The organism is Acidimicrobiales bacterium (genome assembly GCA_040219515.1).
Lineage (GTDB): Bacteria > Actinomycetota > Acidimicrobiia > Acidimicrobiales > Aldehydirespiratoraceae > JAJRXC01.
Genome location: JAVJSI010000007.1, coordinates 251,710 through 268,788, shown reverse-complemented (window position 1 = coordinate 268,788; position 17,079 = coordinate 251,710). Strand labels below are relative to the sequence as shown.

Below are 17,079 nucleotides of genomic sequence, written 5' to 3'. Positions count from 1 at the left end.
ATGTGGTCAGGGGACCGTGGTCGGCACGCTCGTGGTCGTCGACGGGTTCTCGTCGGGCACGGTCGAGCTGCCGTCGCACGCGATGCCCTCCGGCCGGTAGCGGGCGGTCACGGTGTCGACCTCGGTGCGGCCGTCGTCGACCCAGGTGCGGGTCCGCTCGGTGGTGACCCGTGTGCACGAGGTTCCCTCGGTGCGCTCGGTTTGGCCGGTCTGTTCGGCCTCGACCCACTTCGTCGAGTAGAGCCGGACGGTGATCGAGTCCTCGGTGGTCGTCGGCCAGAGCAGCACGCCATAGGGCGAGTTGTTGACGATCTGGAGATCCGGGGCCGGGTACGACACGGTTGCTTCCCGGCCGTAGGGGTATCGGTCGATGTAGATCGAGTGACTCTGGTACTGCCCGAAGTCGAGGCCGGCGAAGAATGCCGCGTTGAAGAGCGTCGTTGCGTACTGCGAGATGCCGCCACCGACGGAGCTGTCGAAGACGCCGTTGCTGATGACGCCGGCCGAGACGAACCCGTTGTCGGTGGTTCGTCGACCCACGAAGTCGTTGATCGAGAATGTCTCGCCGGGCTCGATGATCGCCCCCCTCGTGAGCTCCGAGATGCGCTCGATGTTGATGTTGCGGGTCTGGCCGGCGGTGTAATACGTCGTGAACTCGCTGACGACTTCTCGAATGCCGAGCGACTCGGCCCAGGCGAGCCCTTCGCTGTCGGTGCCCTCGATGGGGAACACCACGACCACCTCGTCGGTCCCGGCTCGCACGGCCTTCATCAGCCGTTCTGCGCTGTCGGCCGCGCAGCACTCGGCACCGGGCAGCGCGCCGAGGAGGTAGAGCTCGGCGTCGAAGCCGACCACGAACTGCACGCCCTCGATATCGTCGTCGCCGACGGTCGGATAGATGTCGGCCAGTGTCGCCTGCACCCGCGACGCATCGAAGGCGAGGTCGGCGGCAACCGTGACCTCGGACAGGTCGATCCACTCGCGCAGCGTGATCCGCTCGATGGTCCGCGTCTCGAGTTGACCGGCGAGGCGGACCTCGACGGTGCGGTCCGTGAGTTCGTTGGCGGCGGCCGCGAGTTCGGGATCGCCCTCGACCGACTGCTCGCCGCCGACCGGCACCTCGATGGACTCGTAGGCGTCGCTGTCGACCGCGGCGAGTAGCGCTGCTTCGAGCGCGTCGACGTCGGCGACCGGCACCGCCCGCGACTCGACGGCGACGAATTCGCCGTCGACGAGTTCGATCGGCGCGGCGTCGAACGAGAGATCCAGTGAGTCCGGCCCGAAGTGAGTCTCGAGCACCGCTCGATCGACGGTCCAGACCGGATCGACCCGGCGATCACGAATCACCGCAGCCGCCCAGCGGAAGAGACGAACCGGGAATCCGCCCCGGGTGTCCTCGGCCGCGTCGAGTGTGGCGTCGGTGTCGAGCACCACGCCCCAGGCCGAGAGGGTTTCGGTGCGGCTGTCGCCGGCGAACGTGAGGGTCACCTCGCGATCGACGGTGAGGTCGCCGAGACGCTCGGCCGCGGTGGTCCGGTCGGTGTTGCCGATGGCGATGCCGTCGACCACAACACCTCGGGGAACGTCCTCGGCGGAGATCATGTCGTCCCACACGAAGCGGCCGAGGAACAACGCCGCGACGAGCGCGAACAGCACGACGACGGCGCGGGCCGGCGTCAGCGACTTCAGCAGGTCGTTCGGAGACATAGGGGCGTCGCGAATGTACCCGCCGGGGTGGTCAGAACAGCTTCAGGTTGGGCGACTCGATGCCGCGCAGTTCGTCGTAGTCGACCTCGACCCACGCGATGTCACGGTCGGTGGCGAGCACCCGTGCCTGGGGCTTGATCGACTGGGCGACGAAGATGCCTCGCACGGGGCGCAGCATCGGATCGCGGTTCAGGAACTCGAGGTAGCGGGTGAGCTGTTCGACACCATCGATGTCGCCGCGGCGCTTCACCTCGACGGCGACGGCGATGCCGTCAGCGTCGCGACACATGAGGTCGACCGGCCCGATGTCGGTGGGGAACTCACGTCGGACGAGGCGGAGCCCGTCGGCGATCGACGTGGGGTCGTCGGCCAGCAGCTTCTGGAGGTGGGCCTCGACGCCGTCCTTCTGCAGGCCGGGATCGGTGCCCATCTCGTGCGACGAGTCGCTGATGACGTCGTGGAACGTGATGGTGAGCACCTCGCCCTTCGGGCTGGTGACCGTCCAGACTCCCTCGTCACGGTCCTCGATCAAACGGTTCGGCGCATTCATCCAGTTGAGAGGCTTGTACGCGCCGCCGTCGGCGTGGATCGCCACACATCCGTCGGCCTTCACCATGACGAGCCGCGTGGCGGACGGCAGGTGCGCCTGGAGTCGACCGTCATAGTCGACGGTGCATTCGGCGACGACGAGGCGCATCGGTCAGTCCTTCCCGGCCGGCAACTTCCGAGCACGCAACGTAGCGAGGTGTTCAGCCGCGCGCGCGGAGGCGGTTGCGGATCAGCTCCCGACGGGCCTGGAGTTCTCGGTAGGTCATGCTCTCCACGGTGTCGTCGACACCGAACGCGGCGCGCACACCGTCGGGGTCGAACTGGTAGACCTCCGGATCCATGCCGACCTGGGCGGCGAGCTGCTCGCCGTGGGTCGACGCGAAGTACGCCGCGATGTGGGCGATCTCGGCGAAGAGGTCGAGGTCGGGGGCGAGTCGCGCGATCGCGCCATCGAGGAACACCATGTTCTTCACGAAGAGCATGAGCTCCTTCGGCATGCGGGCGCCGTAGCCGAGCAGCGACTTGATGACCCGCTGGAGCTCGGCCACGAGCTCGTCGGCGGTCATGGTGGTCGGATCGACCGGTTCGCCGAGGAGACCGAGCTCCTCGGCGACGACCTGGAGATCGGTGTCTGCGGGCAGTGCCCCGAGATCTCGCAGGGCCGCAAGCTGGCCGATCCGGTCGTTCATCATCCCCGAGATGAGGAGGCGAACGAACGCCAAGCGGCGTACTTCGCTCATGCGCCCGGTGATGCCGAAGTCGAGGAGGGCGGTGCGACCGTCGGGCAGAACGTAGAGATTGCCGCCGTGGAGGTCGCCGTGGAACACCCCGTGGATGAGCGCGCCCTCCATGAAGCCGATCATCCCGGCTCGCACCACGGCGTGGGTGTCGACACCGTGCGCTGCGTAGGAATCGAGATCGTCGAAGTTGAAGCCGTTGATCCGTTCCATCACCAGCACCCGGCGGGTGACGAGTTCGGGGTGTGGCCGGGGCACGACGAACTGGTCCTGGCCGAGTTCGGCGAAGACTCGGGCGACGTCGAGCATGTTGTCGGCTTCCACGCGGAAGTCGAGCTCCTCGCTGATGGTGTGGGCGAACACCTCGACGAGGGCGGGAGGGTTGGCGAGGGCGGTGATCGGGATGCGTCCGACCAACAGGGGGGCGAGCCATGCCATCACCCGCAGGTCGTCGTGGACGAGCTCGTCGACCGAGGGTCGCTGCACCTTGACCACGACCTCGGTGCCGTCACGCAGTGTTGCGCCGTGGACCTGGGCGATCGACGCCGCGGCGATCGGCGTGCGGTCGAAAAAGGAGAAAACGGCCTCGAGCGGCGCGCCGAGATCTCGCTCGACGACCTCGCGCACGAGATGGAATCCCTCGGCCGGGACCTGATCGCGGCACTTCACGAACTCGGCGACGAGCTCCGGCGGAAAGATGCCTTCGCCGCTCGAGATGATCTGGCCGAGCTTGATGTAGGTGGGACCGAGGGTCTCGGCCGCTTCGCGGAGGCGGCGCGAGAGGTCCGCGTTCGATGCCGAGCCGCCCTTGCGTCGGCCCACGAACGCCCAGGCTGCGAGTGCTCCGCCGACATGACGGACGACCGTGATCGCCCGACGACCGGGCGGACGCCGTGACGGGGTGATCAGCGACGGCAGTCGCCGTCGGGTCGCGCGCCGCAGACCCGGCACGTCGCGCCGCCAGGCCATGGTGTCGACATCGGCCAACCACGGGGACTCGGTCACCTGCACAGTATGGGCCGTCGGCCGGCGGTAACGACCCTGGTCAGCCGCCGAACGAGGCGAGAGCCTCGAGCACCGCGGCGGCGAGTTCGGGACGACAGACCAGGAGATCGGGAAGGTAGGGATCCTCCTGGTTGTAGAGCAACTCGCTGCCGTCGATGCGGCTCACGTGGCAGCCGGCCGCCGCGGCGACCGCCACCGGGGCGCAGGAGTCCCACTCGTACTGCCCACCCGAGTGGGCGTAGATCTCGCACTCGCCACGGATCACGGCCATGGTCTTGGCGCCGGCGGACCCCATCTCGACGAGCTCGGCGCCCAACACGGCGGCGACGTGGGTGGCGGCGGCCGGCGGCCGGCTCCGCGACACGATCATCCGGGGAGGAACGGCCGGGGAATCCGAGAGTGTGGCGGGCGCACCAGTGGACAGAACGGTATCGAGGGCGGGCAGGGCGACGGCGCCGGCGATGGGTCGATGGTTCTCGACGAGCGCCACATGGACCGCCCAGTCGGTGCGGGGAACCTCGGAGAACTCCCGGGTGCCGTCGAGCGGATCGACGATCCATGTCCGCGTGGCGGCCAGGCGGGCGGGATCGTCCTTGCCCTCCTCCGAGAGCACGGCGTCGTTCGGCCGCAACTCGGCGAGACGAGCCATCAGGAGTTCGTGAGCCTGGCGATCACCCTCGGCCTTGAGCACCGCCGGCGGGGTGTCGGCCGCCGCGAGCCGATCGCGGAGCTCGACGAGGAGCCGGCCCGCCTCGCCGGCGAGATCGGCCGCGATCTGGTGGTCTTCGGAGGAGGCGGGCATATGGGGTGGATTCTCGTTTCCGGCGTTCTCGGGCGGTGTGGGTCTGACGGGTGCCGAGTGACCCATTTCCTGTTCGCCGCCCGCGACCGTAACATTGCGGTTGCTTATGGCCTACGACTTGACCCACCTACGGCAGCTCGAAGCGGAATCGATTCACATCTTCCGCGAAGTGGCTGCCGAGTTCGAGAATCCCTGCCTGCTCTTCTCCGGCGGCAAGGACAGCATCGTGATGCTCCGCCTGGCCGAGAAGGCCTTCTGGCCAGCGAAGTTGCCGTTCCCGGTCATGCACGTCGACACGGGGCACAACTTCCCCGAGGTGATCGAGTTCCGTGATCGCCGGGTCGAAGAGCTGGGCGCTCGCCTGGTGGTGGCATCGGTGCAGGAGGCGATCGACTCGGGCAAGGTCGTCGAGGAGACCGGCCCCCGGGCGAGCCGCAACCGGCTCCAGACCACTGCCCTGCTCGAGGGCATCGCCGAGCACCGTTTCGACGCCCTCTTCGGCGGCGCCCGCCGAGACGAGGAGAAGGCGCGGGCCAAGGAACGCGTCTACTCCTTCCGCGACGAGTTCGGACAGTGGGACCCGAAGAACCAGCGACCCGAGCTGTGGAGCCTCTACAACGGCCGGATCAAGCAGGGTGAGCACATCCGTGTGTTCCCGATCTCGAACTACACCGAGCTCGACATCTGGCAGTACATCAAGGAAGAGGGGATCGAGATCCCCAACGTCTACTTCTCGCACCAGCGCGAGGTGTTCGAGCGTGACGGCATGTTGCTGTCCACGAGCCCGTTCATCACGCTGATGGACGACGAGGAGCCGTTCATGGAGACGGTGCGCTACCGCACGGTGGGCGACATGAGCTGTACCGGTGCGGTCGAGTCGGGCGCCGACACGATCGACAAGATCATCGAGGAGGTCGCGGCCACCCGCATCACCGAGCGTGGTGCCACGCGGGCCGACGATCGAGTGTCCGAAGCCGCCATGGAAGATCGCAAGAAGGAGGGGTACTTCTAATGGAGATGCTCCGATTCGCAACTGCCGGTTCGGTCGACGACGGCAAGTCGACCCTGATCGGGCGCTTGCTCTACGACACGAAGACGATCTTCGAGGACCAGATGGAGGCCGTCGAACGCGCCTCGGTCCAGATGGGCACCGAATACACCAACCTGGCGCTGCTCACCGACGGTCTTCGGGCCGAGCGCGAGCAGGGCATCACGATCGACGTCGCCTACCGCTACTTCGCCACACCGAAGCGCAAGTTCATCATCGCCGACACACCGGGCCACACCCAGTACACGCGCAACATGGTCACCGGTGCTTCCACCGCCGATCTCGCGATCGTGCTGCTCGATGCCCGCAAGGGTGTGCTCGAGCAGAGCCGCCGCCATGCCTTCCTGGCGTCGCTGTTGCGCATTCCCCATCTGGTGCTGGCCGTCAACAAGATGGACCTGGTCGACTATGACCAGGCCCGGTTCGAAGAGGTCAAGGACGAGTTCCGGTCCTTTGCGAGCAAGCTCGACATCCACGACCTGACCTTCATCCCGGTCTCCGCCCTCCACGGCGACAATGTCGTCGATCGGTCGGCCCACATGGGTTGGTACGAGGGTCCGTCGTTGCTGCACCACCTCGAAGAGGTGCACATCGCGTCCGACCGCAACCACATCGACACCCGGTTCCCTGTGCAATACGTCATCCGGCCGCAGTCCGACGACTTCCACGACTATCGCGGGTACGCCGGCACCATCGCCGGTGGCGTGCTGCGTCCCGGCGACGACGTCATCGTGTTGCCCTCGGGCTTCCGGTCGACGGTGAAGTCGATCGAGACGCTCACGGGCACGCTCGACGAGGCGTTCGCGCCGATGGCGGTGACGGTGCGTCTCAACGACGAGATCGACATCTCCCGCGGGGACATGATCGTGCGCCCCAACAACCAGCCCGAGGTGTCCCAGGACATCGACGCGATGGTCAGCTGGATGAACGAGCGGTCGTCGCTCACACCCAGCTCGAAGCTCATCATCAAGCACACGACCCGGGTGACGAAGGCGATCGTGAAGGACGTGTCCTACATGCTCGACATCAACACCCTGCATCGTGACGAGTCGGCCGGCGAGCTGAAGCTCAACGAGATCGGCCGCGTGAAGCTCCGCACCCAGGCGCCGCTGTTCTTCGACGAGTACCGCCGCAATCGCGACACCGGCAGCTTCATCCTGATCGACGAGGCGACCAACGTGACAGTCGGTGCCGGCATGATCCTCGGCGAGTCGACCTGAGGTGAGTGCCAGTTCGCCGAACGTCGTCTGGCATCCCGGGCACCTCTCGCAAGCCGAGCGGTGGTCGGCAATCGGACATCGCGGGGCCACCGTGTGGTTCACGGGCCTCTCGGGTTCGGGCAAGTCGACGGTGGCCACGGCGGTCGAGAAGGCGCTGCTCGACACGGGCCGGCCTTGCTATGTCCTCGACGGGGACAATGTCCGGATGGGGCTCAACGGCGACCTCGGCTTCTCCGCCGCTGATCGAGACGAGAACGTTCGCCGAGTGGCCGAGGTCGGTCGCCTGTTCGCCGATTCCGGCGTGGTCGCCCTGATCCCTCTGGTGTCGCCCTACCGGGCCGCCCGGGACAACGCCCGCGCCCTCCACGAGGCCGCCGAGGTGCCCTTCTTCGAGGTGTTCGTCGACACGCCCATCGAGCTGTGTGAGCAGCGTGACGTGAAGGGCCTCTACGCCAAGGCCCGGGCCGGCGAGATCACCGGATTCACCGGCATCGACGACCCCTACGAGGCGCCGGCGGCACCGGAGTTGCGGCTGGTCCCCACCGACGGCGACGCCGACGAGATGGCGCGGCTGGTGCTCGACCTGCTCACCTGACCAGTTGGGACGACGGGGTCAGACCCCCGTCCCATCTCAGTCGACCGGGTCACCGAAGGGTTTGCCGGCGTCGTTGTAACAGGGCTCGTGGTAGTGCTCGACACGGTCCCAGGCGCCGTCGACGTAGACGTTGCAGATCACCTGTTGGTGACGCTCGCGGGCCTTGAACTTCACTCGCTCTTCGCAGTACGAGCATTCGGTCATCGAGCCGGCCTCGATCAGACGGGTGACCGCACGGCTCTTCCACTTGGTCTTGGTTGCGGCTTTGGCCATGCATCACCATCGGTGGCAAGGCGTCGACCATGAGGAATCCAGTTGGGACGGGGGTCTGACCCCGGTGTCCCAACTCAGCCGCGGCTGACCGGCTTGTACTTGATGCGCTGGGGGCGCATGGCGTCGACGCCGTGTTCGCGCTTGCGGTAGTCGGCGTAGTCGCTGAAGTTTCCCTCGAACCAGCGCACCACCGAGTCGCCCTCGAAGGCGAGGATGTGGGTGGCCACGCGGTCGAGGAACCAGCGATCGTGGCTCACGATGACGGCGCAGCCGGCGTAGGCCTCGACCGCGTCCTCGAGGGCGCGGAGCGTGTCGATGTCGAGGTCGTTGGTCGGCTCGTCGAGCAGGAGGACGTTGGCACCCTCCTTCAGGACCTTGGCGAGGTGGACACGATTGCGCTCTCCGCCGGAGAGGGTACCGACCTTCTTCTGCTGGTCGGCGCCCCGGAAGTTGAACGACGCGACATAGGCGCGACCGTGCATCTCGCGGCCGCCGATCGTCAGGTTGTCGACGCCGCCGGTGATCTCGTCGTAGACGGTCTTCTCGGGGTCGAGCGTGCGGTTCTGGTCGACGTAGCCGAGCGTGACGGTTTCGCCGATGCGCAACGTGCCGTTGTCGGGCTGGGCGTCGGCATCGCCGCGATTCTCCGCGGCCTCGATGATCATCTTGAACAGGGTGGACTTGCCGGCGCCGTTGGCACCGATGACGCCGACGATTCCCGCCGGCGGGAGCGAGAACGACAGGTCGTCGATCAGGAGCTTGTCGCCGAAGGCCTTGGAGATGCCGTCGGCCTCGATGACCACGTCGCCGAGGCGGGTGTCGGCCGGGATGATGATCTCCAGGTCGTTCTGACGGCCCTCGGCGTGCTTTTGCTCCTCGAGGAGCTTCTCGTACTGCTGGAGCCGGGCCTTGCCCTTGGCCTGGCGGGCCTTGGGGGCCATGCGCACCCATTCGAGCTCGCGCTTGAGCGTGCGGGTGCGCTTGTCGTCGTCCTTTTGCTCCTGGGCGTAGCGGGCTTCCTTCTGTTCGAGGAAACCCGAGTAGTTGCCCTCGAAGGGCATGCCCTTGCCCCGGTCGAGTTCGAGGATCCAGCCGGCCACGTTGTCGAGGAAGTATCGATCGTGGGTGATGGCGACGACGGTGCCGGCGTAGTCCTGAAGGGTGCGCTCGAGCCAAGCGACCGACTCGGCGTCGAGATGGTTGGTCGGCTCGTCGAGCAGCAGCAGGTCGGGTTTGGCCAGGAGGAGTCGGGCCATCGCGACCCGACGGGCCTCGCCGCCGGACAGATTGTCGACCGCAGTGTCGCCGGGCGGCGTGCGCAGTGCGTCCATGGCGATCTCGACGTTGCGCTGGAGATCCCACGCACCGGCGGCCTCGATCTTCGCTTCGAGGTCGGCCTGCTTCGCGCCGAGCTTGTCGTAGTCGGCGTCGGGGTCGGACCAGCCCGCGAGGACCTCTTCGTAGTCCTGGAGCAGTCCGGCCACCTCACCGACGCCGTCCATCACGTTGCCCATCACGTCCTTCTCAGCATCGAGATGCGGCTCCTGTTCGAGCATGCCCACCGTGAAGCCGTCCGTGAGGCGGGCGTCGCCGGAGAACTCCTGGTCGATGCCCGCCATGATCCGCAGCAGGGTGGACTTACCCGCACCGTTGGGACCGAGAACGCCGATCTTGGCGCCCGGGTAGAAGGCGAGGGTGATGTCCTTGAGCACATCGCGGTCGGGCGGGATGAACCGACCGACCTTGTGCATGGTGAAGATGAACTGCGCAGCCATGGCGCATCAAGCTAGCGGCGCGTGGTGCGCTTCTTCGCCGTGGTCTTCTTGGCGGCGGTCTTCTTGGCGGTGGTTTTCTTGGCCGTCGACTTGGCGGCGGCCTTGCGGGGGGCTGCCTTCTTGGCGGCGGTCTTCTTCGCGGCAGCCTTGCGGGGTGCGGACTTCTTCGCTGTTGTCTTCTTCGCCGTCGTCTTCTTGGCGGCGGCCTTCTTCGCCGTGGTCTTCTTGGCGGTCGACTTACGGGCGGTCTTCTTGGCTGTCGACTTGCGGGTGGTCTTCTTGGCGGCGGCCTTCTTGGTCGGTCGGCCGGCGGGTCGGGCCCCACCATCGGTCGCGATCAGCCCGGCATCGATGCCCTTGCGCTCGTCGTCGTAGCGATGGATCACGAAGTCGACGGTGTCGTCGAGGTCGAGCACGTCGCGCGCCTTGGTGGGCGGGGGATCGCCGAGCAGTCGGTTGGGCAGGTAGACGACGACGTCGTCGACGGAGCCGTAGGCGCCGTGTGACGAGAAGCGATCGACCTTGGCGGCGATCGTGCTGCCCACGGGAAAGTCGGACTTGAAGGTCTTCCAGAGCGCCGGATCGTTGCTGCCGTCGCTCGTCGCTGCCTTCTTCTTCTGCGACGATCCTCGTCGCGACGACTTCTCGCTCTTCTCGGCGGGCGGCTTCTCGTCGGCGGCCTTCTTCGGTGGTGGTGACTTCGGCTGAGGCATGGGCCCGCTCGCGGCCGCGGACGTCGTCCGGCGCGTGGACTTCTTCGCCTCTCGGCGACTGTCGGCCGTGGCTCGTCGGCTCACCGGGCCTCGCACCGGAGATCGGGCGACATAGATCCAGCCCACGCTCGGTACCGGCTTGCCGCCGATCAGGCGGCCCTCGTCGAACAGCCACTTGTAGGTGCCGTGGAACTCCTGGAACGAGTCGTTGGAGAAGACGACGGCGTCGGCTCGGTCGGCGACCTGGAGGATGAACGCGTCGCCACGGCCGATCACACCGGCGGGAGGTGTGAGGATGTCGTTGTCGTCGATCGCGGCGCGAGCCGCCTTCGTCTCGGACTTGGCGACGCGGTGCTCGAAGGTCGCGTCGACGATGACCGTGATCTCGTCGAAGTCGTACTCGGCATCGATGGCGCGAACGGCCTCGTCGAGTTGGGCGAGGCTCGGCTCCTTGCGGCCTTCGGTCGCGAGATTCGAGCCATCGATGACGGCGTGCTTGTTGGGTTTGGTCCCTCTGGGCATGTCGGCCAGTCAACCACGCGCCCTAGGGTGCAGCCGTGATCACCGCAGTTCTCTTCGACTTCGGGGGAGTGATTCTCTCCAGTCCGTTCGACGCGTTCAACGCGTACGAAGCCGAGATCGGGCTCGAGCGCGACACGATCCGGACGATCAACGCGACGAATCCGGATGCGAATGCGTGGGCCCGGTTCGAGCGCGGTGAGTTGGACCCGGTGGGGTTCATCGAGGTGTTCGAGCGCGAAGCCTCGGCCCTCGGTCACTCGGTCGACGCCCGCCGGGTGCTCGACTCGTTGCGAGGCCGGGTGCGGCCCGAGATGGTCGAAGCGCTCCGCCGGTGTGGCGAGCGATTGAAGACGGCCATGCTCACCAACAACTTCCGCGATCCGGCGGCGGGTGGGGGCTCCTCCCACGACCCCGAGAGCGAACTCGGGTCGATCTTCGCCATGTTCGACGAGGTGATCGAGTCGAGCGTGGTCGGGGTCCGAAAGCCGGAGCCCCGGTTCTACGAGATCGCGTGCGAGCGGCTCGGCGTGCGGCCCGACGAGTGCGTGTTCCTCGACGACCTCGGGGTGAACCTCAAGCCGGCGCGGGCGATGGGCATGACGACCATCAAGGTCGAGGATCCGGCCGTGGCACTGGCGGAACTCGAGTCCGTCGTTGGCTTCTCTCTCTCTCTCTCTTGAGGGGTGCTCGCGCTGAGTTGGTGACGGCATCCGTCATCAGGACCATAGATGACTCTATTCGTCATTTAAGCTTGCAATGACGAATTTCGTCACTAGTATCAGTCCATGGCCGCCATCCACGAGTGCACGGTTCCCGGCGTGGGGCCGGGCTATGCCGCCGTTCTGATCGACATCGTGGACTCGCGCCGCCACGGCGATCGGGCGCAGCTGCAAGCGATCGTGGCCGCCGCGGCGGCCGAGGTCAACCGGCACATCATCGCCCTCGACCCGTTGACGGCCACGGTGGGCGACGAGCTCCAGGCGACCTACGCCGACGCCCTCCTGGCGATCCGGGGCGCAGCCGAACTCCGACTCGAGCTCACCGGCGTCGTCGAGATCAGGGCGGGGATCGGGTGGGGCGACATCGTGATGCACGACCCCGATCGGACTCCCTTCGGCCAGGACGGGCCGGCGTGGTGGGCCGCTCGCGCCGCCCTCGACGACGTGGCCTCGTCCACCGCCCGTTCGGGCTACGCCGCCCGACTCGGGATCGGGTTCGCCGACACACCGACGCCGAACACACCGACGCCGAACACCGGGACGCGACCCGGCAGTCGGTCGAGCGCCGACCCGCTGCCACCGCCCGCCCCGTTCTCGATCGACGCCGCTGTGGTGTTACGAAGTCATCTCGCGCTGCTCGACCGGGCCCTGGCCACGGTCGATCCCACCGAAGCGCGTATCGTGCTCGGCGATCTCCACGGCCGGTCCAACGAGGAGCTCGCCGCCGAACTCGACCTCGGCCCGAGCGCCGTCTCCCAGCGGCGCGGACGCAACCACCTGCGAGAGCTCGTGGCGGCGCTGCGCGTGATCGGCACCGGTCCATGAGCGACACTGCGTCATGACCGCGCTGGCAATCGTTCTCCTGTCCGTCGGTGTGGGCGACCTCACCCATGGACTCGCCGGGATGCCGGTCAGTCGACGGCGGGCTGTGATCGCGACCGGATTCAGCATCGCCACCGCGATCACGGGCACGCTTCTCGTCGGCGCGGCGGGTGGCGATGCGATGGCCACCGCCGTCATTGCCATCATCGTGTCGGCAGCGTGGCAGCTCGTGCGGGTCGGCTTCAGCGACGCCATGATCCAGCTGGGCACCATCGGTGCCGGCGTCGTGGCTGCGGTCATGGTCTCCACCGTTCATCTCGAGGACGGCGCCGACAGCGTGTGGCGCAGCTTCCTCGACGAGTCGCGGATTCATCTGATCCAGCGCGAGGGCCCGGTGACGGTCCTGTTGGTGCTGGCGCTCGGCGTGGTGCTCATCTCCACCGCCAATGCCGTCGTTCGCATCGTGCTCGAGGTCGTGATCGACGGTGAGGCGCCCACCACCCGAATCCGCGGTGGACGCGTGATCGGCTCGCTCGAACGTCTGCTGATCCTCGGCTTCGTCCTCGCCGGCCAGCCGACGACCGCCGCGCTCGTGGTCACCGCCAAGTCACTCCTGCGCTACCCCGAACTGCGCGCCCACGACGACGTCGACATCCACGCCGTGACCGAGTACGTGCTGATCGGGTCGCTCGTCAGCTGGACCCTCGCTCTCGGCGCGACGCTGGTCGTGGTGTAGCGCCGGGACCGCCGCTCAGTCGTCGAAGGTGAGCGCCTTGGCCAGGAGCTCGGCCTGTTCCTGGGCGTGCACCTTGGCGCTGCCGCAGGCCGGGCTGCCCGACTCGAACCGGCTCGCCCGCCGGATCCGGTGGGTCTCCTCGTGGCGTTCGTAGAGCCGCCCCTTGATGGCGTTCCACGGTCCCATGTTCTCGGGCTCCTCCTGTAGCCAGACGATCTCGTCGGCATTCGGGTAGCGAGCGAGCTCCGCCGCCACGGCGTCGAAGGGCCACGGGTAGAGCTGTTCGACGCGGGCGATGGCCACAGGGGAACCGAGGCGGTCGCGCTCGGCCTCGGCGTCGACGGCGACCTTGCCGGAACAGAGCACGACCCGGCGCACGGCCGCAGGATCGTCGATCGTCGTGTCGCGGAGCAGCTCCTCGAAGGTGCCCGACAGGAGATCGGTCACCGGTGAGCGGGACTGCTTCGCCCGCAGCAACGACTTCGGGGTGAAGACGACGAGCGGGCTCTGCTTGTCCTGGAGCTTCTGGCGGCGCAGCAGGTGGAAGAACTGTGCCGCGGTGGTGGCGTTGCAGATCTGCATGTTGTCCTCGGCGGCGAGCAGGAGGAATCGCTCGATGCGGGCCGACGAGTGCTCCGGTCCCTGGCCCTCGTAGCCATGGGGGAGCAGCAGCACGAGCCCCGAGTCCTGATCCCACTTGTCCTTCGCCGCCACCAGGAACTGGTCGATGATGATCTGGGCACCGTTGGCGAAGTCGCCGAACTGGGCCTCCCAGATGACCAGCGCCTCGGGGTTGGCGATCGAGTAGCCGTATTCGAACCCGAGCGCCGCGTACTCGCTGAGCAGCGAGTCGTAGATCCACAGATTGGTGTCGCCGGTGGCCAATGTGGCGAGCGGCACGAAGTCGGCGTTGGTCTCGAAGTCGACGAGTGTGGAGTGACGATGGCTGAAGGTGCCTCGCCGCGAGTCCTGGCCGGCGAGCCTGATCGACGTGCCCTCGAGGAGCAACGAACCCATGGCCATGGCCTCTCCGAGCGCCCAGTCGACCTCGCCGTCGGCGAACATCTCGTCGCGCTTGGCGAACTGTTGGGCGAGCTTGGGATGGACGGTGAAGCCGCCCGGAGTGGACGACAGTGCGTCGTAGATCCGGTCGAGGGCAGCGCGGTCGATCGCGGTGCGCAGGTGAGGGAGCACGCCGATCGGCTCCACCGGCGGCATGGCCCGCGCATCCGGGTCCTTCTCGACCTCACGGGTCTCGTCGAGCGCCTCCTGCAGTCGCATCTTGAAGTCGGCGAGGGCGTCCTCCTCCTCTTCGGGGGTGAGGTCGCCGCGTTTGACGAGCGACGTGGTGTATTGCGCCCGCACCGACGGACGGGCGTCGATGCGGCGGTACATCTCGGGCAGGGTGTAGCTCGGGTCGTCGCCCTCGTTGTGGCCGTGACGTCGGTAGCAGATCATGTCGATCACGACGTCCTTGTTGAACCGCTGTCGGTACGCGAACGCCAAGCGGGCAACGCGGACACAGGCCTCGGGGTCGTCACCGTTCACGTGGAAGATCGGCGCCTGGATCATCTTCGCGACGTCGGTCGAGTACTCGGTCGACCGGGCGACCTCGGGGGTCGTGGTGAACCCGAGCTGGTTGTTGATGATGACGTGGACGGAGCCGCCGACGCGGTAGCCGTGGATCTGCGACAGGTTCAGCGTCTCGGCCACCACGCCCTGGCCGGCGAAGGCTGCGTCGCCATGGATGAGCAGCGGCAGCACGGGGTAGGCGTCGTAGCCACTGTCGACGTCGATCAGGTCCATCTTCGCCCGCACCATGCCGACGACCACGGGGTCGACGGCCTCGAGGTGCGACGGATTGGCAGCCAGCTCGACCGGGATGGTGTTGCCGTTGCGGCTCTCGAACACGCCGGTCTGGCCGAGGTGGTACTTCACGTCGCCCGATCCCTGGGTCATCGCCGCGATGGAGCCGCCTTCGAACTCGTTGAAGAGTTCGCCGTAGGACTTGCCCACGATGTTGACGAGGAGGTTGAGACGGCCGCGGTGGGCCATGCCCATCACCACGTCGGCCATGCCCGCATCGGCGGCCGCGCCGATCACTGCATCGACCAGCGGGATCGTGCTCTCGGCACCTTCGATGCCGAACCGTTTCTGGCCCACGTACTTGGTGCCGAGGAACGTCTCGAGTGCCTCGGCGGCGTTGAGTCGGGACAGCACATGGCGCTGCTCGTCGGCGTCGATCGTTCGATCGGCACCCTCGAGCTGTTCCTGCATCCAGCGCTTCTCGACGGGGTCCTGGATGTGCATGTATTCGACGCCGATGGTGCGGCAGTACGCGTCGCGCAACACGCCGAGGAGGTCGCCGAGCGGCATGCGGGCGATGCCGCCGACCTGGGCGTAGATGCCGGTGTCGGTGCCGGTGAGGAACTCCCGGTCGAGGTCCCAGATCGTGAGTCCGTAGGTGGCCGGGTCGAGCTCGGCGTGCATCTTCGGTTCTTTCACCTGCAGAGGATCGAGATCGGCGATCAGGTGGCCGCGCACGCGATGCATGTTGATGAGCTGGTTGACCTTGGCCTGCTTCTCGAGCAGGGCGTGGTCTCGGTCGACCGGGTTGATGTCGCGGCGCCACTTGACGGCCTCGTAGGGCACGTCGAGCGCCCGGAAGATGTCGACGTAGAAGTCGTCCTCGCCGAGCAGGAGCTCGTGGACCTTCTTCAGGAACATGCCCGACTCGGCGCCCTGGATGACACGGTGGTCGTAGGTGGAGGTGAGGGTGATGACCTTCGACACGCCGAGGTCGGCCAGCTTCGCAGGGTCGGCGGCCTCGAACTCGGTCGGGAACGCGATCGATCCCACGCCGACGATGAGCGCCTGGCCGGGCATCAGTCGGGGAACGGACTGGAGGGTGCCGATCGTGCCCGGATTGGTCAGGCTCACCGTGGTGCCGGCGAAGTCGTCGGGCGAGAGCTTGCCGTCGCGCACCTTGGCGATCAGTGCCTCGTAGTCGTCGACGAAGTCACGGAAATCCAGCGTGTCGGCGTTGCGGATGCACGGCACCATGAGCGTTCGCGAGCCGTCGGACTTCTGGAGATCGACCGCGATGCCGAGTCCGATGTGGGGATTGCGAACGACACGGGGCTTGCCGTCGTGGTCGGCCTCGTAGGTGTTGTTCATCGCCGGCATCTCGTCGGCGATCGCTCGCACGACCGCGTAGCCGATGAGGTGGGTGAAGCTGATCTTGCCGGTCTGCTTTCTCGCCAGGTGGCCGTTGATCACCTTGCGGTTGATCTCGAGGAGCTTGGCCGGGACCTGACGGAAGCTCGTGGCGGTCGGGACGTCGAGCGATGCCTCCATGTTCGTGACGATGCGCGCCCCCGCGCCGCGGATGGCCTCGCTGTGCTCGGTGTGGGTCGGTGGGGCATCGGCTTCCGGAGTCGCGGGCTCGGGTGCGGAGGCCGCGGGTGCGGGTGCTGCGGAGGCAGCGGGTGCGGGCGCGGGCGTCGGCGTCGGCGGGGCTGCCGCCGGCGTGGTGTTCCACCCAGCGGTGGACGCCACGGTCGCCCGGTTCACCTCGCTCGAGCCGACCTCGATGGGCTCGACCACCGGCGGGGCCTCGGGGGTCGCGTGGGGGCCGTCGTGCTCGAATGCGGTGCGCCATTCGGCGTCGACCGAGGTCGGGTCGGCGGCCCATTGGGCCCGCATCTCGTCGACGAGCCAGGCGTTCGGGCCAAGATCAGCTGAGTTTTCCGTGGTTGCCACGGGTGGAGTCTATGGCGGTTTCCGTGGCGGTGAGGGGGAGCCGATCCGGAGGCCCTTCCGTGTATTCGGATCGCCCGGTGCGGATAGGGTGCCG

General features: G+C 67.2%; 14 protein-coding genes. 6 read left to right on the top strand and 8 right to left on the bottom strand.

Annotated elements, in window-relative coordinates; all coding sequences use genetic code 11:
- Positions 1 to 6: 6 nt before the first annotated feature.
- The 4 genes from RIB98_05745 to RIB98_05730 are packed head-to-tail and all read right to left on the bottom strand — an operon-like array spanning position 7 to position 4,800.
- Positions 7 to 1,707 carry a VanW family protein gene (locus RIB98_05745; protein ID MEQ8840462.1) on the bottom strand — a complete coding sequence of 567 codons (1,701 nt, stop codon included), beginning with the start codon at positions 1,705 to 1,707 and terminating at the stop codon, positions 7 to 9.
- Positions 1,708 to 1,738: 31 nt separating this feature from the next.
- Entirely contained in the window at positions 1,739 to 2,404 is a 666-nt protein-coding gene (nucS, locus tag RIB98_05740; protein ID MEQ8840461.1) for an endonuclease NucS, read from the bottom strand.
- 52 nt (positions 2,405 to 2,456) lie between these two features.
- A complete protein-coding gene (locus RIB98_05735) occupies positions 2,457 to 3,998 on the bottom strand; it encodes an AarF/UbiB family protein (GenBank protein ID MEQ8840460.1) in 1,542 nt (513 codons plus the stop codon).
- A 40-nt stretch (positions 3,999 to 4,038) separates the two neighbouring features.
- Positions 4,039 to 4,800: a 3'(2'),5'-bisphosphate nucleotidase CysQ gene (locus tag RIB98_05730; GenBank protein ID MEQ8840459.1), complete on the bottom strand. Its 762-nt coding sequence runs from the start codon at positions 4,798 to 4,800 to the stop codon at positions 4,039 to 4,041.
- Positions 4,801 to 4,906: 106 nt separating this feature from the next.
- Here RIB98_05730 and cysD point away from each other — a divergent pair, with 106 nt between their 5' ends.
- Genes cysD through cysC form a run of 3 tightly spaced genes read left to right on the top strand, consistent with a single transcriptional unit; the run spans position 4,907 to position 7,663 of the window.
- On the top strand, positions 4,907 to 5,812 hold the full coding sequence (cysD, locus tag RIB98_05725) for a sulfate adenylyltransferase subunit CysD (GenBank protein ID MEQ8840458.1): 906 nt from the start codon (positions 4,907 to 4,909) through the stop codon (positions 5,810 to 5,812).
- The gene (cysN, locus tag RIB98_05720) at positions 5,812 to 7,068 is read left to right on the top strand and encodes a sulfate adenylyltransferase subunit CysN (protein ID MEQ8840457.1); all 1,257 of its coding nucleotides are present in this window, start codon (positions 5,812 to 5,814) and stop codon (positions 7,066 to 7,068) included. The genes cysD and cysN overlap by 1 nt, the downstream gene beginning before the upstream one ends.
- Before the next feature lies 1 nt (position 7,069).
- A complete protein-coding gene (gene cysC, locus RIB98_05715) occupies positions 7,070 to 7,663 on the top strand; it encodes an adenylyl-sulfate kinase (GenBank protein ID MEQ8840456.1) in 594 nt (197 codons plus the stop codon).
- Between the two features lie 36 nt (positions 7,664 to 7,699).
- On the opposite strand, the gene RIB98_05710 is transcribed toward cysC, so the two are convergent.
- From RIB98_05710 to RIB98_05700, 3 genes are all read right to left on the bottom strand, one after another.
- Entirely contained in the window at positions 7,700 to 7,936 is a 237-nt protein-coding gene (locus tag RIB98_05710; protein ID MEQ8840455.1) for a hypothetical protein, read from the bottom strand.
- A 74-nt stretch (positions 7,937 to 8,010) separates the two neighbouring features.
- Positions 8,011 to 9,711 carry an energy-dependent translational throttle protein EttA gene (gene ettA, locus RIB98_05705; GenBank protein ID MEQ8840454.1) on the bottom strand — a complete coding sequence of 567 codons (1,701 nt, stop codon included), beginning with the start codon at positions 9,709 to 9,711 and terminating at the stop codon, positions 8,011 to 8,013.
- Positions 9,712 to 9,722: 11 nt separating this feature from the next.
- Positions 9,723 to 10,946, bottom strand: a complete 1,224-nt coding sequence (locus RIB98_05700; protein ID MEQ8840453.1) for a hypothetical protein — start codon at positions 10,944 to 10,946, stop codon at positions 9,723 to 9,725.
- 35 nt (positions 10,947 to 10,981) lie between these two features.
- Here RIB98_05700 and RIB98_05695 point away from each other — a divergent pair, with 35 nt between their 5' ends.
- From RIB98_05695 to RIB98_05685, 3 genes are all read left to right on the top strand, one after another.
- Positions 10,982 to 11,626, top strand: a complete 645-nt coding sequence (locus tag RIB98_05695; GenBank protein ID MEQ8840452.1) for an HAD-IA family hydrolase — start codon at positions 10,982 to 10,984, stop codon at positions 11,624 to 11,626.
- A 105-nt stretch (positions 11,627 to 11,731) separates the two neighbouring features.
- Positions 11,732 to 12,490: a SatD family protein gene (locus RIB98_05690; GenBank protein MEQ8840451.1), complete on the top strand. Its 759-nt coding sequence runs from the start codon at positions 11,732 to 11,734 to the stop codon at positions 12,488 to 12,490.
- A gap of 13 nt (positions 12,491 to 12,503) precedes the next feature.
- Entirely contained in the window at positions 12,504 to 13,223 is a 720-nt protein-coding gene (locus tag RIB98_05685) for a hypothetical protein (protein ID MEQ8840450.1), read from the top strand.
- Positions 13,224 to 13,238: 15 nt separating this feature from the next.
- Here the strand turns inward: RIB98_05685 and RIB98_05680 are convergent, their stop codons facing one another.
- Complete coding sequence (locus RIB98_05680; protein MEQ8840449.1) at positions 13,239 to 16,985, bottom strand: multifunctional oxoglutarate decarboxylase/oxoglutarate dehydrogenase thiamine pyrophosphate-binding subunit/dihydrolipoyllysine-residue succinyltransferase subunit; 3,747 nt, start codon at positions 16,983 to 16,985, stop codon at positions 13,239 to 13,241.
- Positions 16,986 to 17,079 lie beyond the last annotated feature (94 nt).